The sequence below is a fragment of the Dechloromonas sp. TW-R-39-2 genome (assembly GCF_016864195.1).
In the GTDB taxonomy this organism is placed as follows: Bacteria; Pseudomonadota; Gammaproteobacteria; order Burkholderiales; family Rhodocyclaceae; genus Azonexus.
This window is the reverse complement of sequence record NZ_CP045202.1, coordinates 1,281,815-1,303,844: the sequence shown is the minus strand read 5'-3', so window position 1 is coordinate 1,303,844 and position 22,030 is coordinate 1,281,815. Positions and strand designations below refer to the sequence as shown.

Here is a 22,030-nt window from a genome sequence, read left to right as displayed (position 1 = left end):
CGTGATAAAAAAATCGAGTTCTGAATAAATGTAAAAAGGCGGCAAAAGCCGCCTTTTACTCTGCCTCACGGCCTTTCAGGTCATCAATGGAACAATCAGCAAAGCAACCAGATTAATGATCTTGATCAGCGGATTGACTGCTGGCCCAGCCGTATCTTTGTAAGGATCGCCCACGGTATCTCCTGTGACCGCCGCTTTGTGCGCATCAGACCCTTTGCCACCGAAATGGCCATCTTCGATATATTTTTTGGCGTTATCCCAAGCACCACCACCAGTAGTCATCGAAATGGCAACAAACAAGCCGGTCACAATGGTTCCGACCAGCAAGCCACCCAAGGCCTGCGGACCGAGCAGCAGACCGATGACAATAGGCACAGCGACCGGCAAGATCGACGGAATCATCATTTCCTTGATGGCTGCCACGGTCAACATGTCCACAGCACGAGAATAGTCGGGCTTCGCCGTTCCTTCCATGATGCCCGGAATTTCCTTGAACTGGCGGCGCACTTCCATGACCACTGCACTGGCCGAACGCCCCACAGCCTCCATGGCCATTGCACCGAACAGATAAGGAATCAGGCCACCAATGAAGAGACCGATGATTACCAGATGGTTCGACAGGTCAAAGGTAAAGACCTTGCCCGACGCAGCTTCCAGGCCATGCGTATAGTCGGCAAAAAGAACGAGAGCGGCCAGGCCCGCAGAGCCGATGGCATAGCCTTTGGTCACGGCCTTCGTTGTATTGCCAACAGCGTCGAGTGGATCGGTCACATTGCGTACCTCTTTCGGCAGTTCGGCCATTTCGGCAATCCCGCCAGCGTTGTCGGTAATCGGACCGTAGGCATCAAGCGCCACGACGATACCGGCCATCGACAGCATCGACGTTGCTGCAATCGCGATACCGAACAATCCACCCATGGCAAAAGCTGCATAAATTGCAGCACACACAGAAAGAACTGGCCAGGCGCAGGCTTTCATCGAAACGCCGATACCGGCGATGATGTTGGTTGCGTGGCCCGTCTGGCAGGAAGCCGCCACATGCTTGACCGGTGCGTAGTCTGTCCCGGTGTAGTACTCGGTGATCCAGACCAATGCCGCGGTCAACACCAAGCCAACGACAGAACAGCCAAACATGGTGGCTGTATTGATCACTGATCCATCCGGCAATGTTGCACCGGCGCCAATCAACCAGGCGGTCACCGGATAGTAGGCCGCCAGCGCCAGGACCGCCGCGACGATCAAGCCGCGATAAAGGGCCGACATGATTTTCCCGCCTTCGGTCGCCTTGACGAAATAGCAACCGACAATCGAAGCGATGATCGAAACCGCACCCAACGCCAACGGATAAAGCACCAGGTTTTCACCCAGACCGGTCGCCGTCTTGATCGTCAGGGCCGCCAACACCATCGTCGCCACCACCGTCACGGCATAGGTTTCAAACAAATCGGCCGCCATGCCGGCACAGTCGCCAACGTTATCACCCACATTGTCGGCAATGACAGCGGGGTTACGTGGATCATCTTCCGGGATGCCGGCTTCGACCTTGCCAACCAGATCCGCACCAACGTCGGCCCCCTTGGTGAAAATACCGCCACCCAGACGAGCGAAAATGGAAATGAGCGATGAGCCAAAAGCCAGCCCGACCAGCGGTTCGATCACATGATGAAGATCGGCCCCCGCTGGATTGACTGACTTGAGAAAGGCAAAGTAGCCAGCCACGCCGAGCAGCCCAAGGCCGACCACCAGCATGCCGGTAATGGCCCCACCTTTGAACGCGACATCCAGTGCGGCAGAAATACCGCCCCGCGCAGCCTCGGCGGTACGTACGTTCGCCCGGACCGAAACATTCATTCCAATGAAACCGGCTGCGCCTGAAAGCACGGCACCGACCAGGAAACCAAATGCAGTCAGCCAACCCAGTTTGGGAATCAAACCAATAGCCAGGAAGAGTACGACCCCCACCAGGGCGATAGTCCTGTACTGTCGGCTGAGATAGGCTTCAGCTCCCAGCTGGATCGCCCTGGCGATCTCCTGCATGCGCTCGTTGCCGGCTGGCAACGCGAGGATCTGTCGGCTGGAAACCCAGCCATACAGGACAGCCAACACGGCGCAGGCTAGCGCCAGCAACAACGGTGTAGACATTACTCCCCCTCTTCAGGCTAACAAAAAATCAGACTTTGAACGCCTCCAGCTTTTTGGCGATGGAAACGTTCTGCAAACGAACGTAATCGGGCAAGCCGTTGCGATACGGCGGCGGCTCCTCGCCCTCGATCAGTGGCTGCAAATAGGTGCGGCAGGCATCGGTGATGTGGAAGCCATCAGCCGTGATGAACTCGGCCGGCATCTTGCGCTCGACATTGGCGACGTCCTTGAGCGGAGCTTCGCCGATTTCCCAGCGATACGGCGCATCGGCCAGGCGATCGATGGTCGCCATCACAGCATTTTTGCCCTGCAAGGCCAGGTTGACCGCAGCAACACCCAGCGCATGTGCCTGCTCGACATCAGTTCGCGATGCCAGGTGGCGCGCCGAGCGCTGCAGATAATCAGCCAGCGCCCAATGGTATTTGTAACCCAGCTTGTCCTTGATCAGTTGCGCCACGATCTGCCCAACGCCCCCCAGTTGCGAATGGCCAAAAGCGTCTTTGGTTCCCGAGTCCGCGATCAATTTGCCTTCGGCATCCGACAAACCTTCGGAAACAGCAACCGTGCAATAGCCGTATTGCTTGACGCACTCATCGACCCGCGCCAGAAAACGCTCGGGATTGAAGGGTACTTCGGGGAAAAGCAGGATGTGCGGCGGTTCTCCAGCATTTTCGGCAGCCAGCCCGCAGGCGGCGGTAATCCAGCCAGCATGGCGACCCATGACTTCGAGGACAAAAATCTTGGTTGATGTGCGAGCCATCGAGGCTACGTCATAGCCTGCTTCACGAATCGAAGTCGCGACATACTTGGCGACCGAACCAAACCCCGGACAGCAATCGGTCAGCGGCAAATCGTTATCAACGGTCTTTGGCACACCAACACAAACCACCGGATAACCCATTTTTTCAGCAATCTGGGAAACCTTCCAGGCGGTATCCATGGAGTCGTTGCCACCGTTGTAGAAAAAATAGCCAATATCGTGCGCCTTGAACACATCGATCAGACGCTCGTATTGCGCCCGATGATCTTCCAGGCTTTTCAGCTTATAGCGGCAGGAACCGAAAGCGCCACCCGGCGTGCTACGCAGGCGGGCAATGGCCTCGTCGGTTTCGAGGCTGGTATCGATCAGGTCTTCGGTCAGCGCACCGATGATGCCGTCGCGACCGGCATAGACTTTCCCGATCTTGTCGGGATGTCGGCGTGCTTCCTGGATCAGGCCGCACGCCGTCGCATTGATGACGGCAGTCACGCCCCCTGACTGTGCGTAGAAGGCATTCTTGACCGTCATCGCATGCTCCTTTTACTTCAATGCGTCGAAAACGCTCTTGGTAATGGTGTCGACCGTACCAACACCGGCCACCTTGCGAACCTTCGGCGCCTTGGCATCGCCGGCAGCGGCCCACTTGGTATAGAAATCAACCAGCGGCTTGGTTTGCGAGTGATAAATATCGAGACGCTTCTTGACGGTTTCTTCCTTGTCGTCATCGCGCTGAACCAGATCTTCGCCGGTCACGTCATCCTTGCCTTCAACCTTCGGCGGATTGAACTTGACGTGGTAGGTGCGGCCCGAGGACAGGTGGGCGCGACGGCCAGCCATGCGTTCGATGATGTCGCTGTCCGGCACGTCGATTTCGAGCACGAAATCGATCGCCACGCCGGCATCCTTCATTGCGTCAGCTTGCGGAATGGTGCGCGGGAAACCGTCGAACAGGTAACCGTTCTTGCAGTCATCCTGGGTCAGGCGATCCTTGACCATGCCGATGATGACTGCGTCCGGCACCAGGCCGCCCGCATCCATGTGTTTTTTGGCTTCCAGACCGAGGGCGGTGCCTGCCTTGACTTGAGCGCGCAGCATGTCGCCGGTGGAAATCTGGGGAATGCCGAATTCCTTGGAGATGAACGTGGCTTGCGTGCCCTTACCGGCGCCCGGAGCGCCCAACAAAATCAATTTCATGGAAAGTCCCTCGGTTTATGTATCGAAAAATCTTTTTATCGGCCTGACTTGAAGCCGCTGACTTGAAGCCGTCATGTAAGCCCGAAAAATTACTCGCTATTTCAGGCCCGGTCAAACAGTTTGCGCATCCGCTCGGCATCTTCGGGCGTATCGACCCCCGGCGCCGGTGCAGCATCGATCAATGTGACGCTGATCCGGTAACCGTGCCACAAGGCACGCAATTGCTCGAGTGATTCGAATTCCTCGGTCGGTGCCACGGTCAACCCGGCGTAAGCCTTCAAAAAGCTGGCCCGGTAAGCGTACAGACCGACATGGCGATAAGCCGGAAAATTGGGAGGCAAGCTATCGCCGCCTTTTTCGCGTGCAAAGTGATCGCGCGCATAAGGAATCGGGGCGCGCGAGAAATAGGCGGCATCGCCATCGGCCCGACAAACCACCTTGACCACGTTCGGATTGAAGAAGTCGGCCGGATCGTGAATCGGATGCGCCACCGTCGCGATATCCGCACCACTGGCGGCCAGTTGGCGGGCCGTCTGGATAATGACTTCGGGTTCGATCAGCGGTTCATCGCCCTGCACATTGACGATGATCGTATCGCTGCTCCAGCCACGCTGCTCGACCACTTCGGCCAGGCGGTCAGTACCGGTCGGATGATCGGCCCGCGTCATCAGCGCAGCTACTTCATGCGCCTCGGCCGCCGCCCGGACATCGGCATTATCGGTCGCCACCCAGATTTCTTCTGCGCCGGACAGCCTGGCTCGCTCGGCCACCCGCACAACCATCGGCTTGCCGCCCAGATCGAGCAAAGGCTTGCCGGGCAGGCGGGTCGACGCAAAACGCGCCGGAATGACCACCTTGAAAAGCAGGCCGGGCATTACTCGTTATCCGCTGACAGTTGGCGCGCTTCGTCTTCCAGCATGATCGGGATATCGTCGCGGATCGGAAATGCCAGCTTGCAGGGTTTGCAAACCAGTTCCTTTTCAGCTTTGCGGTGTTCGAGATTGCCCTTGCAAATCGGGCAGACGAGGATATCAAGCAGCCTGGCGTCCACGGAGTTTCTCCAGAATAAGATCAATAAGGGCCGGCGAAAGCTCGGCCTCGACGGGCAAAACCCAGGTTTCCCCCGCCACAAGACCGGCGCATTTTACTGCATCCTTCTCGGTCATCAGCAGAATGCTGTCTTTGGCGAAAGCAAGATCTTCTGCCGTATAAGCATGGTGATCGGCAAACGGGTGTGCCTCGAAGTCCAGGCCAAGCCCTTCAAGGGTGCGAAAAAAACGACCCGGATCGCCAATACCGGCCAGCGCATGCAGCTTTTTGCCGAGAAAAGCCCCGACCTCGCAGTGTTCAGCCGGTGCATCGAGGCGATAAAACAGGCCGGGCTGCAAGCGCATTTCAAAACGCGGCACCTCCGCCGGCAGGCGGGCATCCGGCAAACCATTGCAAATAATCGCGTCGACCGCAGTAAGGCGCGACAAGGGTTCGCGCAACGGCCCGACCGGCAGACGCCAGCCGTTACCGGCACCACGCCCGTCAAAAACGGCCAGTTCGACATCGCGCGCCAGGCGGTAATGCTGCAGCCCGTCGTCACAAAGAATCACATCGACCTCAGGATGCGCTGCCAGCAATGCGCGCCCTGCCGCAGCACGATGACGCCCCACCCAGACCGGAACACCACTGCGCCGGGCGAGCAGAATCGGCTCGTCACCTGCCTCGGCCGGCAGGGAGTCACGGTCGACCCGGTGCGGCACGGCATTTTCGCCACCATAACCACGACTGACGATCCCCGGATGCCAGCCACGTTGCTGCAAGGCATGGGCAAGATGGAGAGTAAGCGGTGTCTTGCCGGCGCCACCGACCGTGATGTTGCCGATGACAATGACCGGCACCGCCAGTTTTTCCGGCCGGGTACGCCGCCGAACCCAAGTAGAGAGCAGGACAAAGAGTCCGCTCAGCGGCAGCAGAAGCCACAACGCCGGCGCAAGCCGGCGTTGATCAAACCATTGACGCTGCAGCCACGCAGAAAACATCAGCGCGGCGCTTGGGTGGCAAAGGAAATGTGCGGATAACCGGCCGTTTGCGCGGCCTGCATGACATCGACCACGCTCTGATGCGTTGCCTTGGCATCGGCATTGATCACGATCACCGGATCCTGGCGGGAGCCCGCGGCACGGCGCAGACCATTCGAAATGCTGTTGACGTCTGCTGCGGTCAACGGCGATTTGTTGATCAAAATCTGGCCGGCTGCCGTGACTGCGACATCGATCTCGTTCGGCTGCTCGGCCTGCTTGCTGGCATCGGCCGTCGGCAGGTTGATTTCCAGTCCGGAAAACTTGGCGTAGGTCGTCGTCAGCATCAAGAAGATGATGATGACGAGCAGCACGTCGATCATCGGGATCAGATTGATTTCCGGCTCTTCCCGGCTGCGCCCGCGTTGAAAGTTCATCGCTTACTTCCGATCGCCGTGCATGTATTCGACGAGGCGAACCGCCTGCTGCTCCATCTCGACGACGAAGCCATCGACCAGCGCGCGGAAATGACGCCAGGCAATCATGCTCGGGATGGCGATGACCAGGCCGAAACCGGTGTTGTACAGCGCAATGGAAATACCGTGCGCCAGTTGCTGCGGATTCGAACCGGTCGGCGATTGCGAGCCGAAAATTTCGATCATCCCGACCACCGTGCCGAACAGGCCCATCAGCGGGCTGATCGAGGCAATCGTGCCGAGCGTCGTCAGATAACGATTCAGTTCGTGAGCCACGCCACCACCGGCTTCCTCGATCGATTCCTTCATGATCTCGCGCGACGCATTGACATTGCGCAGGCCAGCGGAAAGCACACGGCCGAGCGGCGAATGGCGCTCCAGATCATCGAGCAGCTTGTCGTTGTTGGCGCCGCGCTTGAACTCGCCGACCGCCCGTTGCAGCAGGCCATTCGGAACCACCTTGGAGCGGCGCAAGGCAACCAGACGCTCGATAATCAGGGCGACGGCAACGATGGAAGCGAAGAGCAAAGGCCAGATTGGCCAGCCGGCGGCCTGAACGATAGCAAACACGTGAGAAATCCTTGGTGGAATGTTAGCCCGTGATTCTGCCTCTCCCCCCGTCGCGGGGCAAGCCCCATAAAACCGACGGTTTTTTTCTTATCCCCAAAATCTGTGGATAAGTCTGTGAATGAATTGTCATCAAGTGCGCTAACCCCATTCCGGCAAAGGCTTTTTTATACTCTGCCAAAAAACAAGGCATATTCTTTAGATTCAATAAAATCAATAAGTTAAGAATATTTTTGACTGTCAACAGTCTGCCTCGAATATTTTTCACGGGTTACAATCCGGGGATGCAAAATATCGCTTCGCCTGTCAATAATTCAGTGCTGACCGTCGCTGGGCTCAATCGCCTGGTACGCGAATGTCTTGAAACGGCTTTCCCGCTCACCTGGATTGGTGGAGAAATTTCCAACCTGACCTACGCCGCTTCGGGTCATGTTTATTTCTCATTGAAAGATGCCAGCGCGCAGGTTCGCTGCGTGATGTGGCGAAGCCGCGCCCAATTGCTCGGCTGGCGACTGGAGAATGGCCAGAAAATCGAAGCGCGTGCGCTCGTCTCCTTCTACGAACCACGCGGCGAATTCCAGCTGAACATCGAAGCAATCCGCCGGGCTGGCCAGGGAGACTTGTTCGAACGCTTCCTCCGCCTCAAGGCACAGCTCGAAAATGAAGGTTTGTTTGCCGTCGACCGCAAGAAACCACTGCCGAGCTTCCCGCGCCACCTGGCTATCGTCACTAGCCCGCAAGCTGCCGCCTTGCGCGATGTGCTGAGCACCCTCCGTCGCCGCTCGCCGCACATCAGGCTGACGCTCTTTCCGACGCCGGTGCAAGGCGAAGGTGCCGGCGAGAAAATTGCTGCTGCATTGAATGCGGCCAGCGCCAGCGATTGCGAGGCCATCATCCTGTGCCGGGGCGGTGGCAGTATCGAAGATCTCTGGGCCTTCAACGAAGAATGTGTTGCCCGGGCGATTGCTGCGGCGCCTATTCCGGTTGTTTCCGGTGTCGGTCACGAAACCGATTTCACGATTGCCGATTTTGCCGCCGACCTGCGCGCGCCGACACCGACCGCCGCTGCCGAACTGCTGGGCCCGGATCGCGAGGCATTGCGCCTGAGCCTGGCACGCTTGCAGCAACAGCTGGTTCGCCAAATTGAACGCAACCAGGCCGAACGGCAGCAGCAGTTGGACTGGCTGGCCACACGCCTGATTCATCCGGCCGAACGCCTGCGTCAACGGCACAGCGATGTCAGCCAACTCGGGCTGCGCCTGCACCATGCCATGGCACATCAAAACCAATCCGCCCACATGCACCAAGCCAACCTCCGACAACGGCTGCATGCGGCCCGCCCGCAGCCATCAGCCCAGCGAGAAAACATCGCCCACCTGGCCTACCGGCTGCACAGCCAGGCCAATTGGCAAATTTCCCGACAAACAGGGAAACTTAATTCACTGGCCAGCAGTCTCAAGCAACTCGATCCACATGCCGTGCTGGCGCGCGGTTACGCTTTGGCGATCGGTGCGGACGGCAAAGCAATCCGCGATGCCGGCACACTGGCATCCGGCGCGTCGCTGAATATCAGTTTTGCCCGAGGGTCGGCATCCGTTACTGTCAAGCAAGTTGTCGCCACACCGGAAGCTGACTAGAATTTTCGTTTTACCCCTTTACACATACAACGGAGAAAACAATGGAACATCAACTGCCGCAACTGCCGTACGCCAAAGATGCACTCGCCCCGCACATGTCGGCCGAAACCTTTGACTACCACTACAGCAAGCACCACCAGGCCTATGTCACCAACCTGAACAACCTGATCAAGGGCACCGAGTACGAAAACCTCGACCTCGAAGCCATCGTCAAGAAGGCCCCGGCCGGCGGCGTGTACAACAATGCAGCCCAGGTCTGGAACCACACCTTTTTCTGGAACTGCATGAAGCCGAACGGCGGCGGCGCACCGGCTGGCGCGCTGGCTGCTGCGATCGACGCCAAGTGGGGCTCGCTGGATGCCTTCAAGGCCGCCTTCCAGACCTCCGCTGTCGGCAACTTCGGTTCCGGCTGGACCTGGCTGGTCAAGAAGGCTGACGGTTCGCTCGACATCGTCAACATGGGCGCCGCCGGCACCCCGCTGACCACCGGCGACAAGGCCCTGCTCTGCGTCGACGTCTGGGAACACGCCTACTACATCGACTACCGCAACATGCGTCCGAAGTTCGTTGAAACCTTCCTGGCCTCGCTGGTCAACTGGTCTTTCGTCGAAGCCAACTTCGCAGGCTAATCGCCCCTGTGATGCAGAAATAAAGTCGTGAAAAAATTAATAAAGTCCTGAAAAACCACTCAGGGCGAAATTAATAAAGTCATGAAAAGTCTGGGGAGCCATATGCTTCCCAGACTTTTTTTGTGCCTATCGAATGGAGAACTCCCTCACGGCACGCCCAAACCCCTCTTACTGGCGCGAAAATGCTGCCTTACTTCCAGCAAAAATATGGGGCAACCTATAAAATGCCATTTGGAAGCCCTAATAACTAACTATAAGTCCGCGATGCCTCTCACCCTGCCACAACTAGAACGCCACCTTTTCAAAGCCGCCGACATCTTGCGCGGCAAGATGGACGCATCTGAATTCAAGGAATACATATTCGGAATGCTATTCCTCAAGCGCTGCTCCGATGTCTTCGAACAGCGCCGCGCAGAAGTGATCCAGCTCGAAGTCGATGCGGGCAAGGCGCCCGTCGATGCTGAAATGTCGGCTGAGAATAAGCGGTGGTACAAGAAGGATGGCTATTTCTGGGTGCCAAAGGAGTCGCGTTACACATACCTGGTCGACAACTCGCGCCAAACCAATGTCGGCAGCCTTCTGAGCAAGGCACTTGCGGGGATTGAAGGCGAAAATGTCAGCCTCTACGACGTTCTGGAGCACATCGACTTCACCCGCAAAATTGGCCAGAGCAAGATTCCGGATATCAAGTTGCAGCAGCTCATTACGCATTTCGGTAAGTACCGCCTGCGTAATGAAGACTTCGAGTTCCCCGACCTGCTTGGCGCAGCCTACGAATACCTGATTGGCGAATTCGCCGATTCAGCGGGCAAGAAAGGCGGCGAATTCTATACGCCGCGCTCGGTAGTGCGGATGATGGTGCGCCTCATCAAACCCGAACTAAAGCACGACATTTACGACCCGTGCTGTGGTTCTGGTGGCATGCTGATCGCCGCCAAGGAATTCATCGACGAGCACGGCGAAGACGGCCGCAAGGCCAACTTGTTCGGTCAGGAATTCAACGGCACCGTGTGGTCCATCGCCAAAATGAACATGCTGCTGCACGGCATCAGCACCGCCAACCTGCAAAACGAGGACACCCTGGCCGAACCGCAGCACGTCGAAGGCGGCGAATTGATGCACTTCGACCGCGTGCTCACCAATCCACCGTTCTCAATCCACTGGGGCAATACCGAGAAGGATGCAGACGGCAATGCCGCCTGGAAACCCAAGTTCGAAGCCGAACGCTTCCCCTACGGCCAGGTGCCGCTTGGCGCCAAGAAGGCCGACCTGATGTTCCTGCAGCACATGCTGGCCGTCACGCGCGACGGCGGCATGGTGGCCACCGTTCTGCCCCACGGCGTGCTGTTCCGGGGTGGCGAGGAAAAAACCATCCGTGCCGGCATTATTGAGGACGACCTGCTTGAAGCCGTCATCGGCGTCGCGCCCAACCTGTTCTACGGCACCGGCATTCCGGCCTGTATTCTAGTGCTGCGCCAGCGGGTGCAGAACGGCGCCAACCGTGTCAGCGGCAAGCCCGCCGAGCGCCAGGGCAAGGTGTTGTTCATCAATGCCGACCGCGAGTTCTTCGAAGGCCGCGCCCAGAACTACCTGCTGCCCGAGCACATCGAGAAGATCGTCACCACCTTCGACGAGTTCCGCGCCATCGACGGCTTCTCGGCCATCGTCGACAACGCCACGCTCAAGGCCAACGACTACAACCTCAACATCCGCCGTTACGCCGACAACGCGCCATCGCCCGAGCCGCACGATGTGCGCGCCCATCTGGTGGGCGGCATCCCCAAGGCCGAGGTGGCCGACAAAGCCGGACTGTTCAGCGCCCACGGCCTGAACCCGATGGACCTGCTGGTGGAAAGGGATGCCAAATATTTCGACTTCGCGCCCGCCCTAGATACACGGCAAGCGCTCAAGCCGACCATCGAAACCAATGCCGGTCTGGTTGCCAAGGAAGCGGCCATCCGCGCGGCCTTCGAGCAATGGTGGCAAGCCCACAGCGCACGCATCACGGCACTGTCTGGGCAAATGGACAACGCCGCCAGCCTCGTCGCACTGCGCAACGACCTGCTGGCCAGCTTCAGCCAAAGCCTGGAAGCCATCGGCCTGCTCGACCCCTTCCAGGTGCGCGGCATCGTGGCCGGCTTCTGGTACCAAACCAAGTACGAGTTCCTCACCCTGATGGCGCGCGGAGCCAAGGGCGTGGCCGACGCATGGCGCACCAGCATCGTCACTGCGCTGGAAGACAAGGCCAGCAAGGAAAGCCCGCTGGAGCACAAGCTGGTCAAGTTCCTGATGAGTGATTTCGTCGAAGCCATCACCGAGCTGGAAGCCGAGAAGGCCGAGTTGGACAGCCGGATCAAGGCCTCCAGCCCCAAGGATGCGGAGGGCGAGGACGGCGAAGCCGCTGAGGCGGCGGAAGACGATGGCGACGAAGAAAACGCCGTGGACGAAGCCCAACTCAAGGCCTGGAAGAAGGAGCTCACCGCCGTCAAGAAGCAGCTCAAGGCCAAGAACGACAGCTTCAAGCAACATATCGCCTCTGCCGTGGACGGGCTGACGCCAGAAGCCGCCGCCGAGTTGTTGCTGACCATCCTGCACAACGACATGCAGGCCATCGTGGAGCGCTACATGGTTGCGCAGCGCAAGACCATCGTCGCCGCGTTCGAGAACTGGTGGGACAAGTACCGCGTGACCTTGACCGAGATCGAGGGTAAGCGTGATGACGCCGCCAAGGCGCTGCAGGGGTTCTTGAAGGGGTTACGGTATGTCTGAGCAATCCCTTTTGCTTCCGCCGCCAGATTGGAAGCCGGCAACACTTGGACAAGTGTCTGAGTGCATCCTCGGCGGCACCCCATCTACCGAAATTCCCCAGTTTTGGAACGGTGATGTTCCTTGGATGGCGTCGGGCGATGTTCACATTCGGAGAATCCGGGATGTTCCTGGGCGGATTACAGCTCTGGGCCTGCGCTCGTCAAACGCTACGCTTACAAACCCACCCGCCGTCGCCATCGGCTTGGCTGGGCAAGGAAAGACTCGCGGCACTGTGGCGCTCACCCTTTGTACTCTCAGCACCAATCAGTCGATAGCACTTCTGAAAGCGAACGGCAGCGACCTGCGAACGGATTATCTGTTTCACAACCTGGATCGGAGATACGAGGAACTTCGCGCCCGTTCTTCAGGGGGCGGTCGCGGAGGGTTGTCAAAAGCCATCCTGGAGGCAGTACCTATTGATCTGCCCCCATTGAGTGATCAGCAAAAGATCGCCCAAGTCCTCGACACCCTCGACATCGCCATCCACGAAACCAAGGCAATCCTCGCCAAGCTCAAGGCCGTCAAGCAGGGACTGCTGCACGACCTGCTGATGCGCGGCATCGACGTCAACGGCGAACTGCGCCAGCCCCAGGCCGAGGCGCCGCATCTCTACAAACAATCGCCGCTGGGGTGGATTCCGAAGGAGTGGGAGGACGTTACCCTCGGGGAAATTGCGCGACGCTCGGGCGGATTTCTTCAAACCGGGCCTTTTGGATCACAACTCCATGCGCACGAGTACGTGCTTGATGGCATTCCTGTGATCATGCCGCAGGACATGGTCAATGGTGAGCTATCTGTTGAAAGTATCGCCCGGATCAACCAGCGAAAAGCCACGGCTCTTTCTCGGCATCGCGTTCAGCCTAACGACTTGGTTTTTTCTCGCCGTGGGGATCTATCGCGCTGCGTGGCCATTGAGGAAGAACATCTTGGATGGTTGTGCGGCACAGGTTGCCTGTTGGCTCGATTGCCCGCTCACGATGTCAATGGTTACTGGCTTGCACTTGTCTACACGCAGCCAGGTGTTCAGACGCAGGTTATGGGACGGGCTGTTGGGTCGACCATGGCGAACCTCAATACCTCGATCCTTGCCGCGATCACCATCGCTCGCCCACCGGTTACAGAACAAAACGAAATAGCCAGACGCCTGAAGAGCCTGAACAAGCGAATCAGGTTCGAGGAAGAAGAACTCGAAAAACGGCGGTTTGAAAAAACCGGCCTCATGGACGACCTACTCACTGGTCGCGTCCGTGTCACAGGCTTGCACTGTGAAGTTCCGTTGGGCATGTCCGAGAACCCGATAGTTGTCCTGGAAAAGATATGCCTGGCTGCCTATCGAGCAGACAAAGAAACAACCGACGAAATTCGCAAAGAACTATTTGGCGACGTTAGCCTCCCGACGCTCGTAGTGATGAATAAGGATAGTGTCAAAGTTGAAATACGAACAGAGAACGTCAACCACCACGAGCCGCACATGCACATCACCCATTCTGGAAAGTTTGACGTGTCTATCAACCTCAAAGATTTTTCGCAAATGGCAGGCAATATCGACAGTAAAACGTGGAAGCGGTTACGTGCGAAATTGTGGCCATTTCAAGAAAGGCTGCTTCAAATCTGGAATAAATTGAATAAAGAAAACAACGGCATAGAAGCCAAGAAACTGATTACCGAACTGGCGCTTTAGGAGGCCGTATGGGCTGGGAACTAGATGATGTCGAAAAGCCGTTTGTAGCCCAGTTACAGGCACTCGGTTGGGCCTATAGCGCAGGCAGTCTAGATAACCCGGCAGTCACGGGTCGAAACAGCTTTGCCGAGGTAATTCAGGAGGGACTTCTGCGCCAACAACTGCGCACGCTGAACCTTGGGCCTGACGGTGCGCCCTGGCTAGACGAGGTACGGCTTTCGGAGGCCGCAGTAGCCATTACCCGATTGGGTACTCACAAGCTCATGGAGGCCAACGAAAAGGCCTCCGCCTTGTTGATCCGAGGCTTGACGGTGGACGGCCTGCCGGGCTGGGACGGCGGGCGCGGCCAGACGATTCGCTATATCGACTGGGAGACGCCTGCCAACAACCGCTTCACGGTGATCAATCAGTACCGCGTGGATTGCCCGCCTGGCTTCAACAGTGGCAAGGCCTTCATCGTGCCCGACCTGGTGCTGCTGGTGAACGGAATCCCGCTGGTGGTGGTGGAGTGCAAGAGCCCGTCCGTCCCTGAGCCGCTGGCCGAGGCCGTGGATCAACTGCGGCGCTACAGCAACCAGCGCAAGGCCGCGTTTGAGGTGGATGACAACGAGGGCAACGAGCCCCTGTTCACCACCAACCAGTTGCTGGTGGCCACCAGCTTTGACGAGGCGCGCGTGGGTTGTGTCGGCGCGGCCTTTGAGCACTATGCCCAGTGGAAGACGGTGGTCGGCCCGGACGGCACGGGTAGCGAGATTGAGGTAGCTCAGGCGCTAGGCAAATCTGCACTTTCAGAGCAGGAGCGCTTGATCGCAGGATTGCTTTCTCCTTCGCACCTGCTGGACGCAGTTCAAAACTTCATGCTTTTCATGCAGGCGGGCGGCCAAACCATCAAAACGGTTTGCCGTTACCAGCAATACCGGGCCGTGAACCGGGCGATTGACCGACTCAAGTCGGGCCAGACCCGCTTGCAAAATGGTGATCACGACCAGCGCGGTGGGATCATCTGGCATACCCAAGGTTCGGGAAAGAGCCTAACGATGGTATTCCTGGTGCGCAAGATGCGCGCTGATGCACAACTACGGCGTTTCAAGGTCATCGTCGTCACCGACCGCAAGGATCTGCAAAACCAACTGTCCGTCACCGCCACCATGACCGGCGAGATCGTAGAAATTGCAGCCAGCACGGCTGGCGTAAAGGCACTGGCTCGACGCAAGGGCCCAGGGCTGATTTTTGCGACGATTCAGAAGTACCGTGATGGCGATGTTGTAGGCGATGCACCACTTAGGGCAGATGATCTGCCGGTAGCAACTCTGCAAGTGGCAGAGCCAAAGGCCGCCTACAAAACTGAAGAGAAGTTCGAGGTTCTTAATGAGGACGATAGCATCCTCATTTTGGTGGACGAAGCCCACCGTACCCAAGCTGGTGATCTGCACGCCAGCCTGCTGGCTGGCCTGCCGAACTGTGCTCGAATTGGGTTCACCGGTACACCGATCATCATGGGTGAGAAGAAACGCACCCATGAAATCTTTGGCGAATTCATTGACCGTTACACCATCAAGGAAGCAGAAGCAGATGGCGCCACGGTGCCAGTCCTTTATGAGGGTCGCACGGCGAACGGAGCGATCAAGGACGGGGCCAGTCTGGATGAGCTCTTCGAAGACCTGTTCCGGCATCACACGCAGGAAGAGCTTGAAGCAATCAAGAAGAAGTACGCCACCAAGGGGCACATCTTCGATGCACCGGCGTTAATTGCCGATAAGGCTCGCGACATCATTCGTCACTACGTCACCAATATCTTGCCCAATGGCTATAAGGCTCAGGTGGTGGCATACAGTAGGCTGGCAGCGATTCGTTACTTCGAGGCATTGAGCGATGCGCGAGATGAATTGCTAACTGAGGCAAACGCCCTTTCGGCCGAAGATAAGTCTCTGGATGACGAAGCCTTGTGCCTGCGGCCACCCAAGGTGCAAGCCACAGTACAGGCTTGGCGTTACCGTGACACGGTGGCTAGGCTCGAATTCGCACCCATCATTTCTGGCAGCAACAACGATGATCCAGCATGGAAGCCTTGGACCGATGCTTCGGCTCAGGAACAGTTGATCAAGCGATTCAAGAAGCCGCTGTTCAACGCCAAGCCAGAAAAGACCGATCCACTGGCTTTCCTGGTCGTGAAATCGATGCTCCTCACCGGCTTCGATGCCCCCATTGAGGGGGTAATGTATCTTGACCGCCCGATCAGGGAAGCTGAACTGCTACAGGCGATTGCACGCGTAAACCGGACCGGTTTCGGAAAGCGCTGCGGCATCGTGGTGGACTACTTTGGTGTTGCGAAGCATTTGAAGGAAGCACTCGCTGCTTATGCCGATGAGGATATTGAAGGAGCACTCGCCAGCCTGAAGGATGAGGTCCCGGTGTTGCGTGACCGTCACCTCCGCGTAGTGGACCTCTTCCGCCAGCAGGACATCGAATCATTGGAGGACACGGAAGCCTGCGTCGAGGCTCTGGGTAACGAGAAGCTACGTGCCGAGTTTGCCGTCAAGCTGAAGGCTTTCCTCTCCTCGCTTGACACGGTTCTACCTCGACCGGAAGGGCTCCCGTATTCCGGTGATGCGAAGCGCCTAGCCTATATTTACGCCCGTGCTCGTAACCGCTACAAGGACACGCCCGTTCTAGGCAAAGATGTTGGTGCGAAAGTCCGCAAGCTGATCGACGACCACGTGATCTCGCTTGGCATTGATCCGAAGATCCCCCCAATTCAACTGACCGATGCTGAGTTCGACACCCACGTCAGCCGCACAGCCAGTGATCGAGCGAAGGCCTCGGAAATGGAACACGCAATCCGCTCGCATATTCACAAGCACCTGGATGAGGACCCAGTGTTGTTCCGCAAGCTCTCCGAACGCCTAAACGACATTTTGAAGACCTTGGGTGAGCAATGGAATGATCTGATTGCCCAGTTGCAGCAAATGATCGATGAACTGCGCGCGGGTAAAACCAATGATGGTCAAACCCCCAGCGATTTGCCCGAGCATTGCGCCCCGTTTCTTCGGACCGTCCTGGATGTGGTCTACGCAGGACAAACCCCAACCTCTATCGAACTGATACGGCTAAAGGATGTGACGGTCGAGCTGGTGGACTTGTTGGTGCAAGAGCTTCAAGGCAACCGCGACATATGGAGTTCTTACAAACGCGCTGCTCAGGAAGATCTGAATACACAGCTTTTCGAGCATTTGATGCGCCTGCGGCCGCCATTGGTGGACACAGACAAGGCGGGAGTTCTGGCTGACAAGTTGATGGAGCAGGCCCGCGCCAACCACGATAAATTGATGCAGATTTGAGCGCGACTTCGGCCCCAGATATGTCTATAGCGCATCTACAAGATGTCCAGACTGTAAGCGCGTGCAGTAGCTTATGCATCGATGACTTGCAATTCAGCCTGCAGCGCAGCTCACGCCGCCGAACCATTCAGATTACGGTGGAACGCAGTGGAAAACTGCTTCTGCATGCACCGCCCGAAGTGAATGAGGAACAACTCCGGGCATTCGTCCTGGAAAAGCGCTTTTGGATTTACACAAAACTTGCCGAGAAGGAGCGCCTCCAACGACGAATAGCAGTGAAGGAATTCGTCGACGGCGAGGGCTTCCTGTACCTCGGCCGAAGCCATCGGCTTAAATTGGTCGATGAGCAAGATGCAGCACTTCGCCTAATAAATGGTCGTTTTGCACTTCGCCGCGACCGATTAAGCAATGCGCGAGAACAATTCATCCGGTGGTACAGCGAGCGTGCTCGAGCATGGCTGTCTAGCCGAGTTGCCGATTATCAATCACGGATGGAAGTCACGCCAGCGGGCGTCAAAGTTCAAGACTTGGGTTATCGCTGGGGATCGTGTGGCAAAGGTAACTGGCTTTATTTCCATTGGAAGTCGATCCTCCTACCCGCACGCATCGCTGAATACGTCGTTGTTCACGAGATTGCTCACTTGCACGAACCACATCACACACCGAGCTTTTGGTTACGCGTCGAGCGTGCCATGCCTGACTTCGCACAGCGCAAGGCTTGGTTGGCAGAACATGGAATGGATGTCGAAGGGATATAAACGAGATGGCAGACTACTTCACCAGTGACCACTTCAAGCTGCTCAACAAGTGGAAGGGACTGAAACGTGATGAATCAAACCCTGAGCAAAACCGCGCCTATGAGGACTTAAAAAAAGCCTACGAGGTCACTGAAGCATGGGCTAACGAGGTCAAGAAGAAACTATTTCCTCCTGGGCTGGTGAAGGTTCGTAAGCGCCCTACTAGCCAAGCCAACTCTTTTCTACCCTATAACTGGGCTCGAATTTATCCCACCGCAGATGCCCCCAAAGAGCTTGCCTATACCGTCGGGATCGGCGCGGATGAGGGCTTTGTGGTCAAAATCGACACAGTTGGTCTTAACGATAGCGACCCAGTACGCGGACTATTACTCGGTCTGCGAGGCGCATACGACAATACCTCGCCTATCGTAGCGAAGCTGCCCATAGCAGAGGGTTTGAGTAAATCTTTGCCTGAGCTTGTTGAGTGGAGTATTGGTGCTATCCGCGCCTTCCGCCTGCGTTACGAGGATGTAGTAAGCAAATTGAATATTGGCAAGACTTTGAGCGATGAGGACTTACTTAATCATTTCGATGGTAAGCCGGCTTTTAAGACTTTCCGCGCATCTTGGTCTCCACTAGACAAAACCCTATTCTGCAGATTGGCCCGATCGGTTCATGCAGCCGGTTTCGACTGGTGGCACATGGGCAAAAATATTCAGGTCCGCTTTGGCCGCAAGAACCCTGGCAATGAACGCGCTGTAGGGGTACTCGGCATCATTCGCGGGACGCGTACAAGAACGATTTCTTCGACACGCGATATTGGCACCTTACCCAGGCAGCACCGGGAGGCGCTATCTGAAGACTTGGTATCAAAAATAGAATCCGCTTTAGCATCTGAGCGAGAAGCATTCGACGAGTGGTGGCCCTTGGAAACCGAACGCCCTGGTCTTTGGCCTGATCAACTTCGTGAAGACCCGACTGACCAGGATGACGACACGGAAGATGAGGTACCTCCTCCGACAACGGTCTCCAGAAAGCCATTCAATCGTATTTATTACGGACCGCCGGGGACTGGTAAGACTTACGAGCTTTCAAAGATACTGAAACGCGACTACGAACAGTCGATAACTTCGGTATCCAATGAAGAATGGCGCCGCGAGGTGATTACGGAAAAAATCGCCAAACTCAAATGGTGGGAAGGTGCTGCAGCAGCCCTTTATCAGCTGGGCGGGAAAGCAAAAGTTAGTGACTTACTTGCTCATCCGTTCATCCAAGCCATCATTGCCGCCACTCCTTCAAACAAAAGCCCAACCCAAACACTTTGGGGGGCTTTGCAGTACCACACGATTGACGCCTCTACGACGGTAAACACCAAGAGGGGGGTTGCACCTGCAATCTTCGACAAAACCACCGATTCCTTTTGGCAGTTCGCGGGCAACTGGACAGAGCAATGCGCTGACTTGATTGAACTCGTCGACTCTTTGCAAGTAGCCCCCAAGGACACTACCTCAGTTCAACGATTCAGCTTCGTCACCTTCCACCAGTCTTATGGCTACGAGGAGTTTGTGGAAGGACTACGCCCGGTTGTGGTTAGCAACGAAGTTGAGTCAGGCGAGATTCAGTACGAAATACGACCAGGTGTCTTCAAAGAATTGTGCCGAAAGGCACGCCTAGCGCCTGACCAGCATTTCGCCGTGCTGATTGATGAGATTAACCGAGGAAATATCAGCAAGATTTTTGGCGAACTTATCACCTTGATTGAGCCTGACAAACGGGAAGGAGCTGAGCATGCAATCTCAGTCACGCTGCCGTATTCAGGGCAACAATTCTCGGTGCCAGCCAACTTAGACATTATCGGCACGATGAATACTGCCGATCGCTCTTTGGCCTTGCTCGACACCGCATTAAGGCGTCGTTTTGATTTCATCCAAATCTTGCCAGATTCACGTGACGAACAAGGGGCTCCCCTTCACGGCCTCAGGGTCACAGCGGGAGACAAGGAAATCAATATTCCGCAAATGCTCACCACCATCAATCAACGCATCGAGGCGCTTTACGATCGTGACCACTGCATCGGACACGCATACTTCACCGGATTATTTAAGTTAGCTGATGGGGAAGAACGGTTCGTTGGTCTAGCTCAACTATTCAAAGATCGAGTTTTGCCCCTGCTTGACGAATACTTCTTCGAAGATCGCCAGAAAATACGCCTGGTCCTTGCAGATAACCAAAAACCGGAGACCGCTCGCTTCATTACAGAGAGCCGAGATCACGAGGACGAACTCTCGCGCCTCTTCGGGGATGATCACGGCCTTGACTCTTTTTCCACTGCGAAGCGCTATGTGGATCAGGAGTCTGCATTCTCTAATCCTGACGCATATATCGGCATCTACGAGACACTGTCCTGAGCACCAATGGGCATGATGCGATGAATAGCGTCACGATATTCGAATTTGGACTTATAGCCCCTCCTGGCTCCAACTCGCATATTGATATTCAGGACATTCCAGAACCGGTATTTCTCTGGCTGGAAACCTGTTGCCTAAAAAGCTCTGTTGAAGGTGAGATTGCTTGCCTAAGGCTAACCCAGAGGCACGGTCGTAAAGCAATTCAAGTTACCAGCTTTGTAGGTGTTCTAAGAGCCCCGAACGGTTTCCAAATTGAAGTTCTGCCAAAGATCGGTAAAGCCATCAGCGGTGGAGCAGAGCAAGCAAGGAATCTATTGATCGAAATGCTTCGGAGCCTCAATGGTTTCCGGCATATTCAGACCGACAGTGCGAAGCTTTCGGCAACCCGGATGCCTCTTCTCGAAGTGTTCATCAATGAATTTCTGCTTGCTGTGGACCATGTGGTGAAGCGAGGCCTACGCAGTGACTACAGCACAATTCAGGATGATTTATTTGCTCTTCGTGGAAAATTACTGGTATCGCAGCAAATCCGACGAAATTTATTTCGTGCTGACCGCTTCTTTACCGAACATGATGAATTCTCACCCAATCGCCCAGAAAATAGGCTGATTCACGCGGCGCTTCGAAGAGCGCTTTCAATTTCGTCATCGCAAGGTAATCAAAAATTCGCGCGTGAGTTGAGTTTTGTATTTTCCGACATCACAGCATCAAGCGACGTTACCCAAGATTTTAAGAAGGTGCGTATCGACCGAGGCATGAGCCACTACGGCAACGCGCTGGCTTGGGCTCGATTGATATTGGAAGGCCGCTCACCACTAACCGGTAAAGGAAGCGAGTCTGCCACTTCTCTTCTTTTCCCGATGGAAGCAGTATTTGAATCGTATGTAGCCAAATATTTGAGCAAACAGTTGGCAAAAGGCTTAACACTGAAAACTCAGGCACAAAGTCGACACCTCGTTCAACACAATTCTCAGAGCTGGTTCCGTCTAAAACCGGACTTACTCGTCCGCAATGGTGCACACAACGTTTTGGTACTGGATACGAAATGGAAACTGTTGGATAGCGCCAAAGCAAATGGCCGAGATAAATATGGTCTTTCTCAAAGCGACTTTTACCAGCTGTTTGCCTACGGGCAGAATTATCTCGGGGGGGCTGGCGACATCGTGCTGATTTACCCCAAGAACGATAGCTTTGCGCATCCTCTGCCGGAGTTCAGATTTTCTGAGTCAAATAATTTACAGCTTTGGGTACTCCCCTTCTGCCTAGAGTCTCGAAAGCTCCTTCTACCTGAAGGCCATCCACTTCACCTCAAAATATCGCCCTGAAACTCGCTGTGCATCTTCTTCCTTAGCCAATAACTTAGTAGCAGCACATTCAAAGGTGAGATCGGCAAAATACTAAATCCCTTGCCGACGCCCAACGGACAAACTGTCCTTTGTCATAACCTCTGTTAAACAATAAATCAATCTATAAGGTTGGTTTTTATATTGCTCATTCGGTTGAGCAACGTAAGTCCAGTGCCACGATAGAGGAATGCAGCCTTTGGCTCCAACTATACTAATGCATCTCAAAACATCGAATACGAATGCATAGGGAGCACCTGCACATAACCCGCCAGTAGAACATATGCACATCCAGATTTAT

Annotated in this window: 16 protein-coding genes; 8 read left to right on the top strand and 8 right to left on the bottom strand. The window is 55.9% G+C overall.

Going from position 1 to position 22,030, the window contains the following annotated elements; genetic code table 11:
• Positions 1-75: 75 nt before the first annotated feature.
• The 8 genes from GBK02_RS06255 to GBK02_RS06220 form a co-directional block, all read right to left on the bottom strand.
• Positions 76-2,142 carry a sodium-translocating pyrophosphatase gene (locus GBK02_RS06255; RefSeq protein WP_203468878.1) on the bottom strand — a complete coding sequence of 689 codons (2,067 nt, stop codon included), beginning with the start codon at positions 2,140-2,142 and terminating at the stop codon, positions 76-78.
• Positions 2,143-2,170: 28 nt separating this feature from the next.
• Positions 2,171-3,430, bottom strand: a complete 1,260-nt coding sequence (locus tag GBK02_RS06250) for a 6-phosphofructokinase (RefSeq protein ID WP_203468877.1) — start codon at positions 3,428-3,430, stop codon at positions 2,171-2,173.
• A gap of 12 nt (positions 3,431-3,442) precedes the next feature.
• Entirely contained in the window at positions 3,443-4,096 is a 654-nt protein-coding gene (gene adk / locus GBK02_RS06245; protein WP_203468876.1) for an adenylate kinase, read from the bottom strand.
• Positions 4,097-4,197: 101 nt separating this feature from the next.
• Positions 4,198-4,971, bottom strand: a complete 774-nt coding sequence (gene kdsB / locus GBK02_RS06240) for a 3-deoxy-manno-octulosonate cytidylyltransferase (protein WP_203468875.1) — start codon at positions 4,969-4,971, stop codon at positions 4,198-4,200.
• Positions 4,971-5,147: a Trm112 family protein gene (locus GBK02_RS06235; protein WP_203468874.1), complete on the bottom strand. Its 177-nt coding sequence runs from the start codon at positions 5,145-5,147 to the stop codon at positions 4,971-4,973. Before GBK02_RS06235 ends, kdsB begins: the two co-directional genes overlap by 1 nt.
• Positions 5,128-6,126 (bottom strand): tetraacyldisaccharide 4'-kinase, encoded by a 999-nt coding sequence (gene lpxK / locus GBK02_RS06230; RefSeq protein ID WP_203468873.1) that lies wholly within the window; start codon positions 6,124-6,126, stop codon positions 5,128-5,130. Before lpxK ends, GBK02_RS06235 begins: the two co-directional genes overlap by 20 nt.
• Positions 6,126-6,542, bottom strand: a complete 417-nt coding sequence (locus GBK02_RS06225) for a biopolymer transporter ExbD (protein ID WP_203468872.1) — start codon at positions 6,540-6,542, stop codon at positions 6,126-6,128. Before GBK02_RS06225 ends, lpxK begins: the two co-directional genes overlap by 1 nt.
• Positions 6,543-6,545: 3 nt before the next feature.
• A complete protein-coding gene (locus GBK02_RS06220; RefSeq protein WP_203468871.1) occupies positions 6,546-7,151 on the bottom strand; it encodes a MotA/TolQ/ExbB proton channel family protein in 606 nt (201 codons plus the stop codon).
• A 281-nt stretch (positions 7,152-7,432) separates the two neighbouring features.
• Between GBK02_RS06220 and xseA the strand changes: the two genes are divergently transcribed.
• The 8 genes from xseA to GBK02_RS06180 all read left to right on the top strand — a co-directional run bounded on the left by xseA (position 7,433) and on the right by GBK02_RS06180 (position 21,711).
• Positions 7,433-8,785 carry an exodeoxyribonuclease VII large subunit gene (xseA, locus tag GBK02_RS06215; protein WP_203468870.1) on the top strand — a complete coding sequence of 451 codons (1,353 nt, stop codon included), beginning with the start codon at positions 7,433-7,435 and terminating at the stop codon, positions 8,783-8,785.
• Positions 8,786-8,826: 41 nt separating this feature from the next.
• Positions 8,827-9,414, top strand: coding sequence for a superoxide dismutase (locus tag GBK02_RS06210; RefSeq protein ID WP_203468869.1), 588 nt, complete (start codon positions 8,827-8,829; stop codon positions 9,412-9,414).
• Between the two features lie 264 nt (positions 9,415-9,678).
• Positions 9,679-12,183 (top strand): class I SAM-dependent DNA methyltransferase, encoded by a 2,505-nt coding sequence (locus GBK02_RS06205; RefSeq protein WP_203468868.1) that lies wholly within the window; start codon positions 9,679-9,681, stop codon positions 12,181-12,183.
• Entirely contained in the window at positions 12,176-13,903 is a 1,728-nt protein-coding gene (locus GBK02_RS06200; RefSeq protein WP_203468867.1) for a restriction endonuclease subunit S, read from the top strand. The genes GBK02_RS06205 and GBK02_RS06200 overlap by 8 nt, the downstream gene beginning before the upstream one ends.
• 8 nt (positions 13,904-13,911) lie before the next feature.
• Positions 13,912-17,241, top strand: coding sequence for a type I restriction endonuclease subunit R (locus tag GBK02_RS06195; protein ID WP_203468866.1), 3,330 nt, complete (start codon positions 13,912-13,914; stop codon positions 17,239-17,241).
• 86 nt (positions 17,242-17,327) lie between these two features.
• The gene (locus tag GBK02_RS06190) at positions 17,328-17,999 is read left to right on the top strand and encodes a M48 family metallopeptidase (protein ID WP_203468865.1); all 672 of its coding nucleotides are present in this window, start codon (positions 17,328-17,330) and stop codon (positions 17,997-17,999) included.
• Between the two features lie 5 nt (positions 18,000-18,004).
• Positions 18,005-20,386, top strand: coding sequence for an McrB family protein (locus tag GBK02_RS06185; protein ID WP_203468864.1), 2,382 nt, complete (start codon positions 18,005-18,007; stop codon positions 20,384-20,386).
• Between the two features lie 20 nt (positions 20,387-20,406).
• On the top strand, positions 20,407-21,711 hold the full coding sequence (locus tag GBK02_RS06180; RefSeq protein WP_203468863.1) for an McrC family protein: 1,305 nt from the start codon (positions 20,407-20,409) through the stop codon (positions 21,709-21,711).
• Positions 21,712-22,030 lie beyond the last annotated feature (319 nt).